Origin of the sequence: Nonomuraea sp. WAC 01424, assembly GCF_003947315.1 — a bacterium.
Lineage (GTDB): Bacteria > Actinomycetota > Actinomycetes > Streptosporangiales > Streptosporangiaceae > Nonomuraea > Nonomuraea spiralis.
Genome location: NZ_QHHZ01000007.1, coordinates 224,659 through 244,504, shown reverse-complemented (window position 1 = coordinate 244,504; position 19,846 = coordinate 224,659). Strand labels below are relative to the sequence as shown.

Genomic DNA, 19,846 nt, shown 5'->3' with positions numbered 1-19,846 from the left:
ACGACCACACGTTGCCGCCCGAGGTGATGACCACGCTGCACCGGGTCCTGCTGGAGTCGCTCACCAACGTGCGCAAGCACGCCACCCGGGCCGCCTGGGTGGAGGCCGATCTGCGGCGGTACGAGCGGGTGGTCGTGTTGCGGGTGCGCAACTTCGGCTCGGCCGCCTCAGATCCGCGGGTGTCCCGGCTGGGCGGCGGGTTCGGGCTGGTCGGCATGGCCGAGCGGGTGGAGGCGCTGGGCGGCCGGCTCTACGCGGGCCCGTCCCCCGAGGGCCCCTGGGAAGTGATCGCCGAGTTCCCCCTCGCCTGAACCGGCAGCCTGCGCGAGGTGGTCGCCGAGTTGCTCCTCTCCTGCGGCGAAGGAGCGTTCGAAGGGGTGCTCGCCGAGGGCGGCGCGCAGTCTGGCGGTGATCCGGTCCACGTCGACGCGTTCCCCGGCGGGCAGGGGCGGGGGGACGGACCGCCTGATCGCCGCCGCCGTCCCGAGCGTCCTGGCCGCCTCCTCCAGCCGCTCAGGGCCCGCGATCGACAACGCGCCCGCCAGCCCCTCCAGGGCCAGCGCGACGGCCCGCGGGTCGCCCGTCGCGCGGGCGCACCCGTACCCCTCGCGCTGGCGGGACAGCGCGGTCTCCGCGTCGCCGCGCTGCTCGGCCACGAACCCCCACTCGGCCATCACGAACGCCACCCCGGGCGTCCCGCGCACCTTCCGCAGCCAGTCGAGCGCCGGCAGCAGGTACGACTCCGCCTCCTCGTACCGCCCCTGCCTGCGGGCGCTCATGGCCAGCCCGAGCAGCGCGTTCTCCTCCGCCGCCCGGTACGCCTGCGCCACCGCCAGCCGCCTGGCCCGCCCGTGGTAGTCGTCGGACCCCTCGTAGTCGCCCGCGAGCAGCGCGAGCCGCCCGAGCGCCGCCAGCTTGAACGACACGTCGAACCCCAGCCGCTCGGCCAGCCGCAACCCCTCCCGCCGCAGCCGGGCCGCCCGCTCGTAGTCGCCGCGGATCTCGGCCAGCCGGTCGAGGACGTCCATGGCCTCGACCTGCCCCCATTCGTCCCCCAGCTCCCGGAAGATCGCCAGGCCGCGTTCGCCGTCGCGTTCCATCGCCGCGAGCTCGCCGCGTCCCACGGCGAGCTTGGCCCGCAGGCACAGCGCCGCCGCCGTCCCCCACCGGTCCCCCAGCTCCTCGTACGCCTCCAGCGCCCGGCCCGCCGCCGCCCGGTGCGCCGCGTGGTCGCCGTACGCCCAGCGGGTGAAGCTCAGGAACCAGTCGGCCAGCGCGGCCCCCGCCCGGTCGAGCCCCGACCGGCGTACCGGCGGGGTGGGCTCGCCGAGCAGCAGCCCGATCCCGGCCAGCCACACCGAGGCCAGGGCCGCGGCGCTCTCCTCGCCGCCCGCCGCCAGCGCCGCCGCCAGCGACCTGCGGGCCTCGCGCAGCCTGCCGCGCAGGATCCAGTACCAGGCCAGCGCGTTGGCCAGGCGCAGGGCCTCGGGCCCGGACAGGGCCAGCCGGAGGTTGGCGCTCTCGGCGTCCAGCCGGTCCAGCCACTCGTGCTGGCGCGGGCCACGCAGCTCGGCGCGGGCGGCCAGCTCGGTGTAGTAGTGGGCGTGCCGTTCCCGCAGCAGGTCGTGCTCCCCGGCCTCGCGCAGCCGTTCGAGGCAGTAGGCGGTCACCGACTCCAGCAGCCGGTAGCGGGGACCGCGGGCCACCACGACCAGCGACCGGTCCACGAGCCTGGCCAGCACGTCGAGCACGTCCACGCCGGGCTCGGCGCAGACCGCCTCGGCGGCCTCCAGCGTGCAGCGGTCGGCGTGCACGGCCAGCCGCCGCAGCACGGCGCGCTCGTCGGCGGACAGCAGCTCCCAGCTCCAGTCGATGGTGGCCCGGAGCGTGCGCTGCCGGGCCGGGGCGTCCCGCATACCGGCGCTGAGCAGCCTGAACCGGTCGTCCAGCCGGGCGGCCAACTCCTGTACGCCGAGCGCGCGCACCCGCGTGGCGGCCAGCTCCAGGGCCAGCGGGATGCCGTCGAGCCGCCGGCAGATGACACCCACGGTCGGGCCGGGCTCGACGTCCGCACGGGCCGCGAAGAGCCGTACGGCGTCGGGTTCGGGCAGCGGGTGGACGACGCGGACCCGTTCGCCGGACACGCCCAGCGGCTCCTGGCTGGTGGCCAGCACGCGCAGGCCGGGCGCGGACCGCAGCAACACCGAGACCAGCGCGGCGACCTGCTCGACCAGGTGCTCGCAGTTGTCCAGCACCAGCAGCGCGTCCCGGCCCGCCAGCACCCCCGCCAGCCTGGACGGCAGCGGCACGGAGTCGTCGTCGCGCACGCCCAGCACGGCCGCCACCGCCTCGGCCACGTCCGCGGACGCGGCCAGCTCCACCAGCCACACCCCGTCGGCGAACCCACCCGGCCGGTCGCCGGGGACGTCGGAGGCGTCTGGGAAGGCGAGCCTGCGGGCCGCGGCGAGGGCGAGGCGGGTCTTGCCCACGCCGCCCGACCCCGTCAGCGTCACCAGCCGCGAGTCCGCCAGCAGGCCGATGACCTCGGCGAGGTCGGCGTCGCGGCCGATCAGCCCGGTGAGCGGGGCGGGCAGGTTGGAGGCGGACGGCGGCGGCGGAGGGCTCAGCCCCGGGTCCTGGCGCAGGATGGCCCCGTGCAGCGCGGCCAGTTCCGGCGACGGGTCGAGCCCCAGCTCCTCGGCCAGCCGGACACGCAACTCCTCGTACGCGGCCAGCGCCTCGCTCTGCCTGCCGCCGCGGTACAGGGCCTTCATGTGCGAGGCGCGCAGCCGTTCGCGCAGGGGGTGCCGGGCGACCAGGGCGGCGAGGTCGACGTCCGCGCCGAGCGCCAGGCGTACCTCGGCCTGCTCCTCCAGGGCCGACAGGCGCAGCTCCTCCAGCAGCGCGATCTCGGGCCGGGCGAACTCCTCGTCGGCGAAGTCGGCGTAGGCCGGGCCGCGCCACAGCGCGAGCGCCTGGTCGAGCTCGCGGGCCCGCTCGCGCGGGGCGGCGCCGCGGCGGTCGGCGAGGGCGCGGAAGCGGGCGGCGTCGGAGTCGTGGGCGGCCAGCCGGTACCCGGCGGGGCCGCGCAGGACCGCGGCGGGGTCGCCGAGCGCGCGGCGGAGCTGGGAGACGCGGGCCTGGAGGGTGCCGACGGGGTTGCGGGTGGGCCGGTCGCCCCACAGGTCGTCGATCAGCCGGTCGGCGGAGACCGGGCCGCCGCCGGCCGCCAGCAGGCCGGCGAGGAGCGCGCGGACCTTGGGCTCGGCGACGTGGATCTCCGCGCCGTCGTCCGTCCACGCGGCCAGCGGGCCGAGCACCCCGAATCGCACCATGCATCACCTAACCCGTAGCAGGCCGTAAGGATTTCCGTAGAGGGGTGCCGCAGGCTCCCTGTCATGACTCAGGTGACAGTTGTGGGACTCGGCCCGATGGGGTCGAAGATGGCCGAGACGTTCCTCGGCGCCGGTTTCGACGTGGCCGTGTGGAACCGTACGGCGAGCAAGACAGAACCGCTGGTCGTCCGGGGCGCCAGACGTGCGGCCTCGGCCGCGGACGGCGACCTCCTGGTGATCAGCCAGATCGGCTACCAGGCCATGTACGACAGCCTCGGCGAGGCGAGGCTGGACGGGAAGGTGCTGGTCAACCTCAGCTCCGGCACCCCGGAGGAGCTGCGCGCGGCGGCCCGCTGGGTGGCCGGGCGGGGCGGCACGCTCATCACCGCCGGGATCATGGTCCCGCCCCCGGGCATCGGGCAGCCGGGCGCCTACTCCTTCTACAGCGGCCCCAAGGACGTGCTCGACCGGCACGCCGCGACGCTGGAGGCCCTCGGCGGCATCACGTACGTGGGCGCCGACGAGGGCCTGGCGATGATGTACTACCAGTCGCTGCTGCTGATCTTCTGGTCGAGCCTGACCAGCCAGATGCACGCCATGGCGATGTTGCACACGGCCGGGGTCTCCCCGCTGGAGTTCCTCCCGTTCGTCCGGGAGACCTTCACCCAGCTCGGCGGCGACGGCGTGATGGGCTTCGCCACGATCCTGGCCGAGGAGTTCGCCGCCGGGACCTACCCCGGCGAGCTGAACTCCCTGGACATGCAGCTCGCCGGCATCGGCCACGTGGTGCACGCGCTGCGCGAGGCCGGCGTCGAGAGCACGGTGCCGGACGCGCTGCGAAGGCTCTTCGAGCGCGCCGCCGCCGAGGGGCGGGGCCACGAGGGCCTCGGCACCGTGATCGAATCGATACGGAAGCCCTGATCAGTGGTTGGCGAGGAAGGCGAGCAGGTCCTGCCTGGTGATCAGCCCGGCGGGCTTGCCGTCCTCCAGCACGACCGCCGCGTCGGCCTTCTCCAGCTCCTCGACGGGGCGCGCGACGGGTTCGCCGCTGCCGATCGTGGGTAGCGGCGCCGACATGTGGTCGGAGATCGGGTCGTCCGAGGCGAGCCTGCCGTGGTAGAGGGCCTCCAGGAGGTCGCGCTCGACGATGGAGCCGATCACCTCGGCCGCCATGACGGGCGGCTCCTCCTTCATGACCGGAAGCTGGGACACCGAGTACTCGCGCATGATCGAGATGGCCGTGCCGACCGACTCGTGCGGGTGGGCGTGCACGAACTCCGGCAGTCCCGGCCCCTTGCGCGCCAGTACGTCGCCGACCAGGCCCTCGTCCGAGCTCGTCGTCAGGAAGCCGTAGTCGGCCATCCAGTCGTCGTTGAAGATCTTCGACAGGTAGCCGCGGCCGCCGTCGGGCAGCAGCACGACCACCACGTCGTCGGGCCCCGCGTTGGCCGCCACCTGCAGCGCCGCCACCACGGCCATGCCGCACGAGCCGCCGACGAGCAGCCCCTCCTCACGGGCGAGCCGGCGGGTCATGGTGAAGGAGTCCTTGTCGGACACCGCGATGATCTCGTCACAGATCCCGGTGTCGTACGTGGCCGGCCAGATGTCCTCACCGACGCCCTCGACCAGGTACGGACGGCCGGAGCCACCGGAGTAGACCGAGCCCTCGGGGTCGGCCCCGATGATCTTCACCCGGCCGCCGGAGACCTCCTTGAGGTAGCGGCCGGTGCCGCTGATCGTGCCGCCGGTGCCGATGCCCGCCACGAAGTGCGTGATGCGGCCGTCGGTCTGCTCCCACAGCTCGGGACCGGTCGAGTGGTAGTGGGAGTCGGGGTTGTTGACGTTGGAGTACTGGTCGGGCTTCCAGGCGTTGGGGATCTCCCGGGCCAGCCGGTCGGAGACCGAGTAGTAGGACTCCGGGTGGTCGGGCGAGACGGCCGTCGGGCAGACCACGACCTCGGCCCCGTACGCGCGCAGCACCGCGATCTTGTCCTGGGCCACCTTGTCGGGCACCACGAACAGGCACCGGTAGCCCTTCTGCTGGGCCACGATGGCCAGGCCCACGCCGGTGTTGCCGGAGGTCGGCTCCACGATGACCCCGCCGGGCCGCAGCGCGCCCGAGGCTTCGGCGGCCTCGATCATGCGCACCGCGATGCGGTCCTTGACCGAACCGCCGGGATTGAAGTATTCGACCTTGGCCAGCACCTGGGCGGAGATCCCCGCCGTGACCTTGTGCAGCCGGACGAGCGGAGTGTTCCCCATGAGATCGACCAGGGAATCGTAAACGCGCACCGAGGTGTTCACCTTCTTTGCCGAAGCTTGATCAGCTTGCCCGAGGCCGAGATCCATTGGGGGTGGCAGGCCCTCGGCTAGTTTTCAAGCAAACGCTACCGCCGAGTTCGACCGGGAGGGCACTACGTGGTCTGGGCAGCAGGCATGGCACGTGCGGCCAGGAGGATCGCCATGGCGGCCGCGCTCGGCGGCGGCGGGCTGACGGCTCTCGGAGCCACGGCGTACGGCCTGCTGATCGCCGAAGGACTGCTCGCGCGCAAGGCCATCGGCCGACCCCACGGTCTGGACGGACCGCCCTCCGACGGCGTCTACGGCGATTTCCCCGGAATCCCCCTCAAACTGGCCATGCTCGGCGATTCCACATCGGTGGGCCTGGGCATGACCGATCCCAGCCACACGCCCGCCGTGCTGCTCGCCAACGGCGTGGCCTCGGTGGCCGAGCGCCCGGTGCACCTGCTCGTGGCGGGCAAGTCGGGCGCCCCCTCGGCGGAGCTGGGCGAGCAGGTGGACGCCGCCCTGGCCCTGCGCCCCGACGTGGCGGTGATCTTCGTGGGGGCCAACGACATCATCACGCAGACGTCGCCGGCCACCGCCGTGCGTCACCTGGCCAAGGCGGTGCGGCGGCTGCGCGAGGCGGGCGTCGAGGTGGTCGTCGGCACCTGCCCCGACCTCGGCACGGTGCGGCCCATCGCCCAGCCGCTGCGCTGGGTCACCCGGCGGTGGAGCCGCCAGCTCGCCGCCGCCCAGACCGTCGCCGTCGTGGACGCGGGCGGCCGTACGGTGGCGTTCGCCGACGTTCTGGGCCCGGAATTCGATACGAATCCGACAGAAATGTTCGGACCGGATCGTTTCCATCCATCTGACCGAGGTTACGCGCAGGCCGCTTACGCGGTGCTACCGTCGGTGTGCGCTGCGTTGGGGCTGTGGCCTGAGCCGCGACCCGCGCGGGGCGAAGGACTCCAACCGATCTATCTTGCGGCGGCAACGGCCGCGGAGGAGCCCGGCACCGAGGTCACCGCGACCCGGGTCGACGGACGGGCGACGGGCCTGCACGGCAAATGGGCCACGCTGTTCCGCCGGCGGCTCGGCGAGACACCTTCCGACGCTTAGCGCGTCCGGCGGGTGGCTCGACCACGCCTGATCACGGTCACCCTCCGAGCCCGAGCCGTCACTCCACGTCCTCTTTGGAGTGAATTGTCTGTGCTCCGGCCCCTCACGAAACCTTCTCTGGCCCTCGCGGGCATCCTCGCCCTGACGGCCTGCTCCGACAGCGACGCCGCCACGGCGAACTTCCCCTCCTGGCAGAACACCCAGGTCAACGCGGTCAGCCGGATCGTGTCCGCGGCCGGCGTGGTCACCACGACCTCCATGAAGCCCGACGGCACGCTGGAGACCGTGGCGCTCGGCCGCGACGACGGGCGGCGCCTGTGGGCCTACCCGGCCACCATGGCCGGCCGCCTGCCCGGCATGGGCGTCCCGGCCCCCGCGATCGTGGAGACGGCCAAGGGCCAGGGGGTGATCGTGGCGCTCGACCCGGCCAGGAAGGGCCGCTGGAACGCCACCCTCGTCGCCCGCGACGCCCGGTCCGGGGTGCAGAAGTGGTCCAGGCCGATGCACTCCACGTTCGGCCCGCAGCGCTGCGGGCCCTACCTGTGCCTGTCCGAGCACACGGCCCTGACCCACGCCCGCATGGTGGTGCTCGACCCGGCCACGGGCCGGGTGATGTGGCGCCTGCCCGGCATCTCCGAGGTCGAGTGGTCCGACCCCGAGCGGGTCCTGCTGCTGCGGATGGCCGCCAACCCCATGATCGAGTCGTACGACGTCAAGACCGGCAAGCTCCAGTGGCAGCAGCCGATCGAGCAGGCGCTCGGGCCGGGCATCGACCTGTCGGGCGGATGGGCGTTCGGTTCGACCGGCGACAACCTGGTCGGCTACGTCGCCCCCTACACCAACCCCCAGACCAAGCAGGTCTCCACCTTCGGGTTGTTCTCCATCAGGATCGGCGACGGCACGGTCAACTGGATGCGTCCCTCGGTCGTACGCGTCTATCCCAGCGGCAGCCCCGGCTACGCGCCCGTCGTCCGGCCGGTCGACCGCCGGGGCGCCTACGGCGGGTTCGCCAGGCTCGACTCCGAGACCGGCCGGGTGGTCGGCCAGATCACCGCCGCCGACGTGCCGGGCTCGGGCTGGTGGCTGGCCTTCCCCGACCGCATGGACAAACTGGGCTTCCTCAAGCACGACGCCAAGGGCAGCGCCTTCAACCTGGCCTCCGGCAAGGCCGCGCGGGTGGACGAGGAGCGCGGCTGGTCCTTCTGCGTCACCGACCCCAAGCCGCTCCCGCTGCGCGCCCAGGCCCCCGGCTTCTACTCCACGGCCGCCATCTGCGAGTACGACCTGGCCACCGGCAAGCGGGTCTCGCCGATGAGCGCCCCGCCCCCGTGGTTCACCGGCAGCCAGGACGGCTGGCGCCTGTGGCGGGACGAGAAGGGCGCCGTGCACGCCGTCAACGACCACACCGCCACCGCGCCCGGCATGTACGGCTGACCCCGGGCCCCCAGGCGCTTGCGAGGAGGACTGGAATATAGTTCTAATATCAGCGCCGGACACAAGGAGGGGCCATGCCCGAGGCAGTCATCGTCGCAACCGCGCGTTCCCCGATCGGACGAGCCTTCAAGGGGTCGCTCAAGGACATCCGTCCCGACGATCTGACCGTACAGATGATCCAGGCGGCGCTGGCCAAGGTGCCCCAGCTCGATCCGAACACGATCGACGACCTCATGCTCGGCTGCGGCCTGCCGGGCGGCGAGCAGGGCTTCAACATGGCCCGGGTGGTGGCGGTCCTGCTCGGGCTCGACACCGTGCCCGGCACGACCGTCACCCGCTACTGCTCCTCCTCGTTGCAGACGACGCGGATGGCCTTCCACGCGATCAAGGCGGGTGAGGGTGACGTGTTCGTCTCGGCCGGCGTCGAGACCGTCTCCCGCTTCGCCAAGGGCAACTCCGACTCGCTGCCCGACACCCACAACCCGCTCTTCCTCGACGCGCTCGCCCGTACGAAGAAGGCGGCCGAGGGCGGCCGGACCTGGCACGACCCGCGCGCGGACGGCGCCGTGCCCGACATCTACATCGCCATGGGCCAGACCGCCGAGAACCTGGCCCAGCTCAAGGGCGTCAGCCGCCGCGAGCAGGACGAGTTCGGCGTACGCTCCCAGAACCTGGCCGAGAAGGCGCTGGCCGACGGGTTCTGGCAGAAGGACATCACGCCCGTCACGCTCCCCGACGGCACCGTGGTCAGCAAGGACGACGGCCCCCGGGCCGGCACCACGTACGAGGGGGTGGCCGGGCTGAAGCCGGTGTTCCGCCCCGACGGCACGGTCACCGCAGGCAACTGCTGCCCGCTCAACGACGGCGCGGCGGCCGTGATCATCATGAGCGACGTCAAGGCGGCCGAGCTGGGCATCACGCCGCTGGCCAGGATCGTCAGCACCGGCGTCAGCGGGCTCTCGCCCGAGATCATGGGCCTCGGGCCGGTGGAGGCCTCGAAGCAGGCGCTGTCGCGGGCCGGGATGGCGATCGAGGACGTCGACCTCGTGGAGATCAACGAGGCGTTCGCGGCGCAGGTGATCCCGTCGTACCAGGACCTCGGGATCGAGCTCGACCGGCTCAACGTCAACGGCGGGGCCATCGCCGTGGGGCACCCGTTCGGCATGACGGGGGCGCGCATCACCTCGACGCTGATCAACAGCCTGCGCCACCACGACAAGAGCATCGGCCTGGAGACGATGTGCGTGGGCGGCGGCCAGGGCATGGCGATGGTGCTGGAGCGTCTGTCCTAGACCGGTGCCGCGAGCGGCCAGGCGCGTCCGTACGGGCGTGCCGGGCCGCTCGTGTCGTTCCGGGTCAGCCCTGGCGGTCCGGGCCCGCCTGGAGCGGGGTGACGCGGACGATGACGCGGCGGTCGCGGACCATGGCCTCGCGGTAGGCGTCCCAGTCGGGGTGCTCGCCGGAGATGTCGCGGTAGTAGGCGACGAGCTGGTCCATCGCCTCCGGCAGCGAGACGATCTCGGCCGTGCCGTCCACCTGGAGCCACTCCCCGAAGAAGCCGTCGGCGAGGACGCAGAGGGAGACGTGGGGATCACGGCGGATGTTGTGCACCTTCATCGCCGTCTCGCGGGTGCTGATCACGATGTGACCGCCGGCCACGCCCGCCAGCACCGGTGACATCTGCGGGTGCCCTCCGCGACGACTGGTGAGCAGGACTGCGTGGTGGTTGGTCTCGATGAAGCCGAGTGCCTTGTCCAGATCCATGTGTTCATGATGACGCGCCCGTGCTCGACGCACGGGCGCGGGATGGGGAAGGGCTCTACATCATGCCCATCCGGGTACGGCGGTGCCGCTCGTGCTCCAGCACGATCGCGGCGGCGTAGCCGTGGGTCAGCCCGTGCTCGTCGGCGAGCCAGTTGGCCCGCTCGTCGCACCTCAGGAAAGCCGGGCCGTTGTCGATGGCTTGGAACCACTCGGGGAGTTCGCGTCCCGTTATCGTGGGGACCCTTGCGATGAGCTTCGTCTGCGTCTCCGGTGAGTGGTTCAAGGACATGGGCACCTCCGCGGATTAAGGTCCTTTGCTCGACACTGCAACACCGCGGTGCGAATGGCAACCCCTCGGCCCGGCATCATTTTGTGACGGCAGGTAGATTTCCGGTCGCACAAAGAGAGGGCCCCGCCGTGACGGCGAGGCCCCCTGGAGGTGAACGGTCAGTCGTCGCCGGTGAAATAGCTGATGAAGCGCAGCACCTCGAGGTAGATCCAGACCAGGCTCAGCGTGAGGCCGAACGCGCACTGCCAGGCGAACTTCTCCGGAGCGCCCTGGCGCACGCCCTGCTCGATCGCGTCGAAGTCGAGGAGCAGGAAGAAGCAGCCGACCAGGATCATGACGATGCTGAAGATCCAGCCGATCGGGCTGTCGGTGCGCAGGCCGAGCCCGACGCCGTTGAAGATCCCGACGATCAGGTTGACCAGCACCAGCCCGACCACCGCGATGGCGGCCGCCATGCCGAACTTGACCAGCTTGGGCGTGACGCGGACGACCCGCAGCGAGTAGACGGTCAGCACCGCGCCGAAGGCGAAGGCCGTGCCGAGCACCGCCTGGAGGACGATGCCGCTGATGGCCCCCTCGAAGACCTGGCTGATCTTGCCGAGGAACACGCCCTCGAACACCGCGTAACCCAGGATGAGGGCCGGGTTGGCGCTCTGGGTGAACGAGGCGATCAGGCCGAGGATCAGGGCCACGACGGCGGCGCCGATGGCCACCCCCGGCGGCACGTTGAGCATCCAGGCCGCGGCGGCGGCCACGACCAGCGCGCCCAGGGTGAGGAAGCCCCGGACCACGACGTCGTCGAGGGTCATCGCCCGGTGGGCGGGCGGGGCGGGGGGTGCGTACGACGGGGCGTCGTACATGTTCCGCAGCGTGTCGGGCGACGGGGCCGGCCCGGCCCATCCCGCGTGCTGCTGACGCGACCTGCTGAAAACGGGGTTCTTGCTCTCCATCGCTGCCTCCTGTGGCGCCGAGCCTACGGGGCCTGGCGGCACCTAGGTCAACTCACGCTCAGATCGAAGTACGGGGGGACTTCGGCAGCGAGGACAACGAACGCGGTCCAGGGGAAGTTCCCAAGGTCACCGGGCCCGTGCCCGGAGGGTGCCGGGCCGGCCGCGAAGAAGTCCGGGGCGGCCAATTGAAACCGGGTTCTGTTGGGTTTCGTGATGAAAACGGAATCTTCCGGATGCCCCTCCACATCGGGTCTTCCCGGCAAACCACTGGAAGCATTGTGTGACGGGCTGACAACAGTAGTGAACCGGCGGATGCGACAAGACGCTTCACTCGGAGAAAACCCCAGGTCGGGGACACTTAAGAATGGTGCCCCCGGCGGGATTCGAACCCGCACTACAACCCTTTTAAGGGGTTTGCCTCTGCCATTGGGCTACGGGGGCGCCGCAATCATACGAAACGGACCATGCTTCCGAGGAGCACAACTTCGCATCAGGCGTCACAACTGTGAAGTCTGCGGTGAAGTGATAGGGCTCCCGGCACTCTGTCCAAGAAGAGTAGACCGTCCAGATGGTCCAGTTGGTGCTGAATGCAGCGGGCTTCGAAGGCGTCCGCCTCGATGATGACCAGCTCCCCCGTGCCCGGCAAATGCCCACGTACGGTGATACGTGTCGCCCGGCGTACGTCCGCCGTGAGCTCCGCGATGGACGCGCACCCCTCGCGCCCGCCGTCCCAATGGGCGGCCCTCGTGAGCCGAGGGTTGATCAGGACGAGCTCTCCGGCCCACGACCGGGCACGGGGGTGGCTCCAGGCGTTGAAGGCGATCAGCCGCCAGCTCAGGCCGATCTGGGGGGCGGCTAGCCCGGTGACGGCGGTACGGCCGCGCAGGGTGGCGAGGAGATCGGCGGCGGCGGTCACCACCTCGGGGGCCGCCGGGTCCACCGGCTCGGCCTTGGCCGACAGGGCCGGGTGGGGTGCGCCGAGCACCCGCCGCGGGGTGCCTCTGGCGCCGCTCACAGCAGGTCCGGCTCGACGGGACGGAAGGTGATCTCCGAGTCGAGCCCGGCGCCGACGGCCGCCAGCCTGCGCATGAGGGCGGCGACGTCCACGTGCTTGGGCAGTTCGACGTCGGCGATGAGCACGTAGAGGCGGCCGGTGAGCCGGGTGCTCATGCCGGTGATGTTGCCCTTGTCGGCGGCGAGCACGGCGCTGACGGCCGAGATGATGCCCGGCCGGTCGGGGCCGTGCACGGTGAGGACGTAGCCGAGGCCGCCGCCGTCGTCGCAGAAGTGCCGCCGCGCCTCCACGGCCGAGGCGGAGACCACCAGGTCGGGGGCGCGCAGCCGTTTCATCAGCTCGGCGGGGTCCAGGTCGCCGGAGACCAGCAACATCATCGCCACGTGGCCGCCGAGCAGCGTCATGGTCGAGTCCTGGATGTTCGCCCCGCAGTCGGCGAGCGAACCGGTGACGGCGGCGATCACGCCGGGCCGGTCCACGCCGAGCACTGTCACCGCTGAGAGCCCCACCCCTGGTACCCCTTCCGCATCGCGTTCAGGAGTGCCGAAAACGCCCCGGCGATGTTCGCCGGGGCGCTGCCGTACCTGGGCTAGCGGCGGGTCGTCGCCACCGCGGCCCTGAAGCCGTCGCGCGGATGTTCCATCTCACCCAGCGAGATGGTCTCTCGCTTGAAGAACAGGGCCAGGGTCCAGTCGACGACGACGCGGACCTTGCGGTTCAGCGTCGGCACCCGCGACAGATGGTAAGTGCGGTGCATGAACCACGCAGGGAAACCGCGCAGCTTCACGCCATAGACATTGGCGACGCCTTGGTGCAGGCCCAGACCGGCGACCGATCCGACATATTTGTGGCGGTAATCGACCAGTTGCTCGCCACGCAGGTGACGGACGATGTTGTCGGCCAGCACCTTGGCCTGGCGGACGGCGTGCTGGGCGTTGGGCGCGCAGTACTGGCCCGGGTTCGTCACGTCGGGCACGCCCGCCGCGTCGCCGGCGGCGAAGGCGTCGCGGGTGCCGGCGACGGTCAGCGCGGCGGTGGCCTTGATCCGGCCACGCTCGTCCAGGGGCAGGTCGCTGTCGTTGACCACCGGGCTCGGCTTGACGCCCGCGGTCCACACCAGGGTCTCGGCGTCGAACTCCGTGCCGTCGCTGAGCACGACGTGGCCGCCCTCGCACGACTCCAGCCTGGTGTCCAGCTTGACCTCGATGCCGCGCTCGCGGAGCTGCTCCAGCGTCCACTTGCCCATCTCGGGGCCCACCTCGGGCAGGACCCGGTTCGTGGCCTCGACGAGGACCCAGCGCAGGTCGGCAGGGCCGATGTTGCGGTAGTAGCGCGTGGAGTCCTTGGCCATGTCCTCCAGCTCGGCCAGCGCCTCCACGCCCGCGAAGCCGGCGCCGACCACGACGAACGTGAGCGCCCTGCGCCGCACCTCGGGGTCCTCGGTCGACTCGGCCACGTCGAGCAGGTGCAGGACGCGGTTGCGCAGCGCGATGGCCTCGCCGACGGTCTTGAACCCGATGCCGATGTCGGTCAGGCCGGGGATCGGCAGCGTACGCGAGATCGACCCGGCGGCCATCACGATCACGTCGTAGGCCACCTGGCGCGGCTCGCCCTCGGCGGGCTGGAAGGTGACGACGCGCTCGGCGTGGTCGACCTTGGTGACCGTGCCGTTGAGTATGCGCACCTTGGGCAGGATCCGGCGCAGCGGGGCCACCATGTGCCGGGGCGAGAGGTTACCCGCCGCCGCCTCCGGCAAGAACGGCTGGTAGGTCATGTAGGACTGGGGGTCGATGATCGTGATGCGCGCCTCGCCGCCACGCAGCTCGCGGTGGAGTTTGCGTTGCAGTCTGAGCGCTGTGTACAGGCCGACGTACCCGCCGCCGACGATCAAGATGTGCTTGTTCATCCTGAGGCCCCATCCCTCGTGGAATGCTTGTGAAAGCATTCACAAGCTTACGTCCGGGCCTCTCGGAGAGTCCAATCCGGGGGTGGTGGGACACGTCACACGGCCAGTGACCTGGCCCTGAGGAAGACGTCGTCCAGCATTTGGGCGGTGACGCGGCCGGTGAAGGTGTTCTGCTGGCTCGGGTGGTAGCAGCCGATCAGCGTGACAGGGGCGGCGTCGTGGCGGACCTCGACCACGACGCCGTGCCCGAAGGCGGGCCGCGTCCGGGGCAGTTCGTAGCCGGCGTCCTTGAGCGCGGGCCACATGGCCTGCCAGGCGAAGCCGCCGAGCGCCACCACCGCCCGTACGCTCGGCGCGACCAGCGCGATCTCCCGTGCCATCCACGGGAAGCAGGTGGCCTTCTCCTCGGGCGTGGGCTTGTTGGCCGGGGGCGCGCAACGCACCGACGCGACGACCCTGGTGTCGATGAGCTCCTGGCCGTCGCCCGCGTACGTGCTGGTCTCCTTGGCCGCCAGGCCGCAGCGGTGGAGCGAGGCGAACAGCCAGTCGCCGCTGCGGTCGCCGGTGAAGATGCGGCCGGTCCTGTTGCCCCCGTGGGCCGCCGGCGCCAGGCCGACCAGCAACACCTTCGGCCGCTCGGCCCCCCACCCCGGGACGGGACGGCCCCAGTACGTCTCGTCCGCGAACGCGCGCCGCCTCACCCGCGCGACCTCCTCGCGCCACTCCACCAGACGCGGGCAGGCCCGGCAGACGGACTGCGCGGCCGTGAGCTCCGCGAGGGTGCTGCTGGTGGCGGCGAGGCGGCGCACGTCCGCGGGGTTCTGGGCCACCGGCGTGTCAGGGGTGGCGGGGTCGCCTGGCCAGCCGGTGCCGGGAGGTACGAAGCTCATGACACCGATGGTGCCCGATCACCTGGTCCGCGACGGCACGGGCGTGGCGGACGGCTCACCCGAAGGCCCGGCAGAGGGCCCGCCTGAGGGCGCGGCCGACGGCAGGCCGGTGGGGACCGGGGTCGCGGTCGGGCAGGTGGACGGCGTGGCCTTGGACGTGCCGTCGTCGGCGAACATCTCCTCCTGCTGGACCAGCGGCAGCGGGTAGCGGTTGAGCACCGGCTCGCCGCACGACCGGTCGACCGTGAAGCCGTGCTCCTCGGGGGCGACCGTGATCGGGTTGCCGTCCTGGTCGTAGAGGTAGACGTCGGTCAGCGGGCTGCCGTCCTTGGCGTACGGCTTGATGTTGTAGAAGCCGAGGCTGCCCCCGACCAGCATCACGTCGGCCGGCGTCGACATCGCGACCGGCTGCTCGCGCCCGTCGGAGGCCTCCGCCATGCCGACGAGCAGCGCCAGCGCCGCGACCAGGTTGACGCCCGTCGCCAGCAGCGCGGCGAACCGCCCGCCGCCGGCCCGGCCGAACCACACCGAGACCCACACGGCCGCCGCCACGAGCGCCCACTCGGCCAGGTTGCCCGGGACGAGGCCGCCGCGGGCCGTGATCGCCAGCAGCAGCATGGCCAGCAGGTAACCGCGCAGCACCCACCAGCCGGGCCGCAGCTCCGGCAGGAAGGCCACGAGCCTCTGGTACGGCTTCTGGCGCAGCAGCGCGGCATGCGCCCGCGCCGCGTACTCGCGGGGCCGCCGGCGGCGCTTCTGGCGGCTCTGGGGACGGCCCCCGTAGGCGGCCACCAGCTCGTCGGCGTAGGCCGCGGGCGGCCCGAGCCGATCCTCCAGCGGCAGGTCGGACTCGGCGGCGATCTCGGCCAGATGGTCGTCGAGGTCCTCGATCAGCTCCTCGCGGTCAGGGTGATCCGCCAGGGCGTCGCGGACGGCCTGCGCGTACTGTTCCGGCGTGGTCATGCGTGCCCCTCCTTGAGCAGGGAATCCATGGTGGCCGCGAACGAGGTCCACCGCTTGGCGGAGGCGGCGTACATGGTGCGGCCGACCTCGTTGAGGCCGTAGTACTTGCGGTGAGGGCCCTCGTCGGAGGCCACGACGTAGGAGTTGAGCGCGCCGGCCTTGAACAGGCGGCGCAGCGTGCCGTAGACGGAGGCGTCGCCCACCTCTTCCAGGCCCGCCTCCCTGAGCCTGCGCACGACGTCGTAGCCGTAGCCGTCGCGCTCGTCGAGCACGGCCAGGACGGCCAGGTCGAGCACGCCCTTGAGCAACTGGCTGCTATCCACGCGAAGCAGAGTACTGTGCAATGCACAGTAGTGGCAACAAGAGAACCGGGCGGCTCCCGTAAGGGTGCCGCCCGGTCACATGATCAGCCTAGGCGGCGGCCGGAGCCGGGCAGGTCGCCGAGTAGTTGGCGACGCCCGACGAGGCGGCGTTCGGGCTGACGACGACGAGCTCGATGGTGCCCTTCGTCTCCTTGCTGTTGTGCGTGCCACCGACGCCCCAGGTCACGGCGAGGTCGCCGTTGACCTGACGCTCCAGGACGTTGACGTCCTTGACGCCGTTGACCACCCAGTAGTACTTGACGGTGGTCGGGCCGGTGCTGTGCAGGGTGGCCGAGAAGTCCACGCCGGGACCACGGTTGTCCTTGCACATGTCGTTGCGGGTGCCGGAGACCGACACGGCCGACACGGACGCGGTGGGCTTGGGAGCCTCGCACGCCGCGTACGACTGCGTGATCGAGTCGCTGTTGTTCGGCCCGGTGACCGTCAGGGTGATCTTGCCACCCTTGGCCGCCTCGCCGGTCAGCGCCCGCTCAGGGAGCTCGACGGTCTTCGAGCCGCTGGTCGAGAAGTCGCTCTCGCCCTTGAGCACGGACTCGCCGTTGACCGCCCAGGTCCACTGGACCCGAGCCGGGCCGGTCGCGTTCACGTTGGCGTGCGCGCCGACCTTGCAGCCGATGTTGTTGGTGGCGGTCACCAGGTCGGTGGCCGAGACCTTGACAGCGGGAGCGGGGGTCGAGTCCTTGCACCACACCTTGTAGTAGGCGCGGTTGGACAGAGCGTCGTCAGGGCCGACGATCTCCAGCTGCGCCCAGCCGCGCTGGCTGTGACGCGGGGAGATGCCGAAGCCGACCTTGCGCTTGCTCCAGACCTTGACCTTGCCGTGGTCGACGACGTCGCCGTTCAGGATCCAGCGGTAGCGGACCCAGGTCGGCTGGTTGACGCTGATCAGACCGGTGAAGTCGATCTTGTCACCCGGGGTGCAGGGACCGGCGTAGGAGGACGGGTCGGCCCAGGCGCGCGCCGAGACAGACACGTCCTTGTCCGTACGGACGCCTCCGAGGTCCACACACGAGACCGAGAAGTAGCCCTTCTTGGACGTGACCTTCTTCGGACCGAGGACCTGGACGGCCTCCCAGCCCTTGACGTCACCCTTGAAGGTCACCGACTCCTTGACGGTGACCGACTTGGTGCCGTGGCCCTTGAGCTTGACCACCTGGACCTTGCCCTTGGAACCGTCACCGTGGAGCCAGCGGTAGGCAAGTTCGGTCTTGCCCTTGACGGGAACCTTGATCTTGGCCGAGAAGTTGACCTTGACCGGGCAGGAACCCTGGTAGTCCTTCGACGAGGCCGCCGGAGCGGTGACCGACACCTTGGCCGACTTGGCGCCGGAGGCCGTGGTGGCCTTGCCCGCCGCGGCCGCGGTCGCCGCCTGCGCGGGGCTGGCGACCAGACCCGCTGCCATGGCGGCCAGCACAGCGGCAGAGGCGCCGAACGCCGCCGCCTTACGTGCTAACCCAACAGACATCATGTGAGAGTGCTCCATTCCGTGAGGGAAAAGACGCGCTCGGGAACGGTCGCCACGCCGTCACCTTCCGTGCACAGCGAAATGGCAAAGCCCCCGTTTTGCACCTTTACCTAATCACAATACTGATTGCACCCTCAACACAGGACATAGATCGGAAATGTCCGGATTTGGCGATACCTATCGCGCGAGGGACCAGGCGATGCCGTCCAAGATGTCGTGCTCGCTAACCACGACCTGCGTAAACGCGAAACGGCGCACGATCCGGTCAAGAATAAGCGCACCGGCACCTATCACGTCAACTCGTCCAGGGTGCATGACCGGGACCGCCGCGCGATCACCATGGGTCATCGCGAGCAACCGCCGCGTCACCTCGTGGACCTGACCGGCGGAAATCCTTGAGTGGTGAATACGCCCGGAGTCGTAGGCGGGCAGGTCGAGCGCGATGCCCGCGATCGTCGTCACCGACCCCGCCAGGCCCACCAGCGTGTGCGCCCGCTCGACGGGCACCGCCTCCGCGACCCGGTCGAGGGCCGCCTCGATGTCGGCGACGACGGCCTCCAGCGCCGGGGCGGGCGGCGGGTCGCCGGCGTCCCGCAGGTGCCGCGCGGTCAGGCGTACGCAGCCGATGTCCACCGACAGCGCCGCCTCGGCGTGCTCGGTGCCGACCACGAACTCCGTGGAGCCACCGCCGATGTCCACCACCAGGTAGGGGGGCAGCGGGCCCTGCGGCAGCTCGGTCTCCGGCGAGATGCGCAGCAGGCCCCTGGTCGCCCCCGTGAACGACAGCTCGGCCTCCTCCGCCCCCGTCACGACCTCGGGCGCCACGCCGAAGATCTCGCGTACGCCGTCGACGAACTCCTGCCGGTTGCCGGCGTCGCGGGTCGCGCTCGTGGCCACCACCCTGGTCGCCACCGCGCCGTGCCGGTCGATCAGCTGCCGGTAGGAGCGCATCGCCTTGAACGTACGCTCCAGCGCGTCGGGCGCCAGCATGCCGGTGCGGTCGACCCCCTGGCCCAGGCGGACGATCTCCATCCGCCGCTCGACGTCGTCCAGCGTGTCGTCGAGGACGTCGGCGATCAGCAGGCGCACCGAGTTGGTGCCGCAGTCGATGGCGGCTACACGCATGGTCCGTCACTCCACCACTCGGGGAGCGCCTCCAGCGCCTCCCTGCCGAACGGGTTGCTCCCCGGCACCGCCAGCTCGTGCGCGACCAGGGCGTGCAGGCACTTCACGCGCAGCGGCATGCCGCCGGTGCTCTGCATGTCGCGCGGCAGCGGCTCCATGCCCTCGTCCTGTGCCGCCTTGTCGCGTCTTGCGACGTAGTCGTCGTGGGCGGCCTGGTAGGCGGCCGCCAGGTCGGGGTCGGTCGCCAGCCTGGCCTGCATCTCGCGCATCAGGCCCGAGCCTTCGAGCGTGCCGATGGCCGAGGCCGCCTTGGGGCAGGTCAGGTAGTACAAGGTCGGGAACGGCGACCCGTCGGGCAGTCGCGGCGCGGTCTCCACCACGTCGGGGTTGCCGCACGGGCAACGGTGAGCCACCTCGCGCAGCCCTCTGGGCGGACGGCCGAGCTGCCGCTGAACCGCCTCGACGTCATCACTTTCCACTGCTCTCCACCGCTCTGCGGCCCGTGCCCTTGTCGGCCGCCTCCACCGACTCCCACAGCGTCTGGTACCACGGGGGCACCTCGACCGGCTGCTTCACGGCCGCCTGCTCCTTGCCCTGCTCGGGCTCCATCACCACATAACACTTCTCGCCGGGGCCGCAGAAGTGCAGCCGCTCCTTCGCGGTGCGCTTGATCCAGTTGGGATCGTCGCTCTGCCGGTCGCGGGCCAGCAGCGCCTGCCGTTCGGCCTCGACCCTGGCCTTCTCCGCCTGCAGCTCGGAGATGCTGCGGCGCAGGCTGATGTACTCGCGCACAGGGTAGGCCAGGCTCATCGCGATCGCGCAGACCACGATCGCGAGGATGGCGGCCCGCCCGGTCAGCTGCGGCCTCTTCGCCAATGCTGCACACCCCCTTCGACGTACGGCTCGCGGCGCTCAGCCCTTCCCA

At 71.2% G+C, this 19,846-nt stretch carries 19 protein-coding genes and 1 tRNA gene; 4 read left to right on the top strand and 16 right to left on the bottom strand.

Annotated features, from left to right (window positions below; all coding sequences use genetic code 11):
- Window positions 1–167 precede the first annotated feature (167 nt).
- The gene (locus DMB42_RS56010) at window positions 168–3,335 is read right to left on the bottom strand and encodes a BTAD domain-containing putative transcriptional regulator (protein ID WP_312024750.1); all 3,168 of its coding nucleotides are present in this window, start codon (window positions 3,333–3,335) and stop codon (window positions 168–170) included.
- A gap of 72 nt (window positions 3,336–3,407) precedes the next feature.
- Between DMB42_RS56010 and DMB42_RS20955 the strand changes: the two genes are divergently transcribed.
- Window positions 3,408–4,256: an NAD(P)-dependent oxidoreductase gene (locus tag DMB42_RS20955; protein ID WP_185844773.1), complete on the top strand. Its 849-nt coding sequence runs from the start codon at window positions 3,408–3,410 to the stop codon at window positions 4,254–4,256.
- Here the strand turns inward: DMB42_RS20955 and DMB42_RS20950 are convergent, their stop codons facing one another.
- Complete coding sequence (locus tag DMB42_RS20950) at window positions 4,257–5,627, bottom strand: cystathionine beta-synthase (protein ID WP_125636659.1); 1,371 nt, start codon at window positions 5,625–5,627, stop codon at window positions 4,257–4,259. It lies immediately after the preceding gene.
- Between the two features lie 171 nt (window positions 5,628–5,798).
- On the opposite strand from DMB42_RS20950, the gene DMB42_RS20945 reads away from it, so the two are divergent.
- From DMB42_RS20945 to DMB42_RS20935, 3 genes are all read left to right on the top strand, one after another.
- Window positions 5,799–6,737, top strand: a complete 939-nt coding sequence (locus DMB42_RS20945) for an SGNH/GDSL hydrolase family protein (protein ID WP_260477823.1) — start codon at window positions 5,799–5,801, stop codon at window positions 6,735–6,737.
- A gap of 90 nt (window positions 6,738–6,827) precedes the next feature.
- The gene (locus tag DMB42_RS20940; RefSeq protein WP_125636657.1) at window positions 6,828–8,171 is read left to right on the top strand and encodes a PQQ-binding-like beta-propeller repeat protein; all 1,344 of its coding nucleotides are present in this window, start codon (window positions 6,828–6,830) and stop codon (window positions 8,169–8,171) included.
- A 74-nt stretch (window positions 8,172–8,245) separates the two neighbouring features.
- Window positions 8,246–9,463, top strand: coding sequence for an acetyl-CoA C-acetyltransferase (locus DMB42_RS20935; protein ID WP_125636656.1), 1,218 nt, complete (start codon window positions 8,246–8,248; stop codon window positions 9,461–9,463).
- A gap of 64 nt (window positions 9,464–9,527) precedes the next feature.
- On the opposite strand, the gene DMB42_RS20930 is transcribed toward DMB42_RS20935, so the two are convergent.
- The 14 genes from DMB42_RS20930 to DMB42_RS20865 form a co-directional block, all read right to left on the bottom strand.
- Complete coding sequence (locus tag DMB42_RS20930; protein ID WP_125636655.1) at window positions 9,528–9,935, bottom strand: PPOX class F420-dependent oxidoreductase; 408 nt, start codon at window positions 9,933–9,935, stop codon at window positions 9,528–9,530.
- A 55-nt stretch (window positions 9,936–9,990) separates the two neighbouring features.
- Entirely contained in the window at window positions 9,991–10,224 is a 234-nt protein-coding gene (locus tag DMB42_RS20925) for a DUF4287 domain-containing protein (RefSeq protein WP_125636654.1), read from the bottom strand.
- Between the two features lie 158 nt (window positions 10,225–10,382).
- Entirely contained in the window at window positions 10,383–11,174 is a 792-nt protein-coding gene (locus DMB42_RS20920) for a Bax inhibitor-1/YccA family protein (protein WP_125636653.1), read from the bottom strand.
- Between the two features lie 365 nt (window positions 11,175–11,539).
- A tRNA-Leu gene (locus tag DMB42_RS20915) sits at window positions 11,540–11,615 on the bottom strand.
- A gap of 49 nt (window positions 11,616–11,664) precedes the next feature.
- On the bottom strand, window positions 11,665–12,189 hold the full coding sequence (locus DMB42_RS20910) for a peptide deformylase (protein WP_125636652.1): 525 nt from the start codon (window positions 12,187–12,189) through the stop codon (window positions 11,665–11,667).
- Window positions 12,186–12,698 carry a glycine cleavage system protein R gene (locus DMB42_RS20905; RefSeq protein WP_125636651.1) on the bottom strand — a complete coding sequence of 171 codons (513 nt, stop codon included), beginning with the start codon at window positions 12,696–12,698 and terminating at the stop codon, window positions 12,186–12,188. The genes DMB42_RS20910 and DMB42_RS20905 overlap by 4 nt, the downstream gene beginning before the upstream one ends.
- A gap of 80 nt (window positions 12,699–12,778) precedes the next feature.
- Window positions 12,779–14,095 (bottom strand): NAD(P)/FAD-dependent oxidoreductase, encoded by a 1,317-nt coding sequence (locus tag DMB42_RS20900; protein WP_125636650.1) that lies wholly within the window; start codon window positions 14,093–14,095, stop codon window positions 12,779–12,781.
- Window positions 14,096–14,190: 95 nt separating this feature from the next.
- A complete protein-coding gene (locus tag DMB42_RS20895; RefSeq protein WP_125636649.1) occupies window positions 14,191–14,985 on the bottom strand; it encodes a uracil-DNA glycosylase in 795 nt (264 codons plus the stop codon).
- An 18-nt stretch (window positions 14,986–15,003) separates the two neighbouring features.
- Window positions 15,004–15,948 (bottom strand): hypothetical protein, encoded by a 945-nt coding sequence (locus tag DMB42_RS20890; RefSeq protein WP_125636648.1) that lies wholly within the window; start codon window positions 15,946–15,948, stop codon window positions 15,004–15,006.
- Window positions 15,945–16,271 carry a PadR family transcriptional regulator gene (locus DMB42_RS20885; RefSeq protein ID WP_125636647.1) on the bottom strand — a complete coding sequence of 109 codons (327 nt, stop codon included), beginning with the start codon at window positions 16,269–16,271 and terminating at the stop codon, window positions 15,945–15,947. The genes DMB42_RS20890 and DMB42_RS20885 overlap by 4 nt, the downstream gene beginning before the upstream one ends.
- Window positions 16,272–16,359: 88 nt before the next feature.
- Complete coding sequence (locus DMB42_RS20880; RefSeq protein WP_125636646.1) at window positions 16,360–17,733, bottom strand: hypothetical protein; 1,374 nt, start codon at window positions 17,731–17,733, stop codon at window positions 16,360–16,362.
- Window positions 17,734–17,973: 240 nt separating this feature from the next.
- Entirely contained in the window at window positions 17,974–18,921 is a 948-nt protein-coding gene (locus DMB42_RS20875) for a Ppx/GppA phosphatase family protein (protein WP_125636645.1), read from the bottom strand.
- Window positions 18,912–19,400, bottom strand: coding sequence for a DUF501 domain-containing protein (locus DMB42_RS20870; RefSeq protein WP_125636644.1), 489 nt, complete (start codon window positions 19,398–19,400; stop codon window positions 18,912–18,914). The genes DMB42_RS20875 and DMB42_RS20870 overlap by 10 nt, the downstream gene beginning before the upstream one ends.
- A complete protein-coding gene (locus tag DMB42_RS20865) occupies window positions 19,390–19,797 on the bottom strand; it encodes a septum formation initiator family protein (protein WP_125636643.1) in 408 nt (135 codons plus the stop codon). Before DMB42_RS20865 ends, DMB42_RS20870 begins: the two co-directional genes overlap by 11 nt.
- Window positions 19,798–19,846 lie beyond the last annotated feature (49 nt).